The organism is Aeromonas sobria, from assembly GCF_006243315.1.
Lineage (GTDB): Bacteria > Pseudomonadota > Gammaproteobacteria > Enterobacterales > Aeromonadaceae > Aeromonas > Aeromonas sobria_A.
Window position 1 is genome coordinate 1 of the sequence record NZ_NKWE01000079.1, and the last position, 1432, is coordinate 1432.

At 51.7% G+C, this 1432-nt stretch carries 2 protein-coding genes; both read left to right on the plus strand.

Going from position 1 to position 1432, the window contains the following annotated elements:
* On the plus strand, positions 1–657 hold a 657-nt coding region (locus tag CF137_RS21130), incomplete at its 5' end, for an EF-Tu C-terminal domain-related protein (RefSeq protein WP_240038587.1).
* 113 nt (positions 658–770) lie between these two features.
* Positions 771–1313, plus strand: a complete 543-nt coding sequence (gene gmhB, locus CF137_RS21135; protein WP_162516002.1) for a D-glycero-beta-D-manno-heptose 1,7-bisphosphate 7-phosphatase — start codon at positions 771–773, stop codon at positions 1311–1313.
* The last annotated feature ends 119 nt before the right edge of the window (positions 1314–1432 follow it).

Here is a 1432-nt window from a genome sequence, read left to right on the forward strand (position 1 = left end):
AAAGCGCTGGAAGGCGAAGCTGCATGGGAAGAGAAGATCATCGAGCTGGCTGGCCACCTGGATACCTACATCCCAGAGCCGGAGCGTGCAATTGACCTGCCGTTCCTGATGCCAATCGAAGACGTATTCTCTATCGCTGGCCGTGGTACTGTTGTTACCGGTCGTGTAGAGCGCGGTATCGTTAAAGTTGGTGAGTCTGTAGAAATCGTTGGTATCAAAGATACCGTGACTACTACCTGTACCGGTGTAGAAATGTTCCGTAAGCTGCTGGACGAAGGTCGTGCAGGCGAGAACGTTGGTGCACTGCTGCGTGGCGTGAAGCGTGAAGACGTAGAGCGTGGTCAGGTACTGGCTAAGCCGGGCTCAATCAAGCCGCACACCAAGTTTGAATCTGAAGTGTACGTACTGTCCAAAGAAGAAGGTGGTCGTCATACCCCGTTCTTCAAGGGCTACCGTCCGCAGTTCTACTTCCGCACTACCGACGTGACCGGTACCATCGAACTGCCGGAAGGCGTAGAGATGGTAATGCCAGGCGACAACATCAAAATGGTTGTTACCCTGATTGCACCGATCGCGATGGACGACGGCCTGCGTTTCGCGATCCGTGAAGGTGGCCGTACCGTAGGTGCTGGTGTTGTAGCTAGCGTAATCGCTTAATCGATTCGTTATATACAAACATGAAAAGGGGTGGCTTCGGCCACCCCTTTTATTTTTGGGGCTATTTATGGCCTGTGAGATACTGGACGAAACCATTGATAGAGGTAGTTTCCGTGAGCAAAGCCGCCATTTTTCTGGATCGTGACGGTGTCATCAATGAAGACACTGGGTATGTGAGTCAGGTAGATGATTTCCATTTTCTGCCCGGGGTGATCGAAGCCCTGCAGCTGTTAAAGAAGAAAGGGTATCTGCTGGTTGTCGTTACCAACCAGTCCGGTATCGCCCGTGGCTACTTCAGCGAAGATGATTTCATGAATCTGACGGAGTGGATGGACTGGTCACTGGCCGATCGGGATGTGGATCTCGATGGCATCTATTTCTGTCCCCACCACCCGGATCACAGTGCACCGTGTGACTGTCGTAAGCCTGCCCCCGGAATGCTGCTGTTGGCTAAACAGGAACACGACATCGATATGGGCCGTTCTTATATGGTGGGCGATAAGCCTTCTGACCTAAAGGCTGCGACTAATGCCAACGTTGGCCATAAAGTGATGGTCAGGACAGGTAAACCGCTGACAGATGAAGCTATCGTTTTGGCTGATGGGATCTATGACAATCTCCACGATTTCGCCATTGCAGTGCCTGCCGCAGCCTGATTTCGGTTATTAACTGTGCCAATTGGTGGCTTTGCGAGCGAACGAGCGACGAAAGCCATCTTTTTGCAATTATCTGCTTGCCAGAAAAATTCTGCTCCCTATAATGCGCCACATCGACA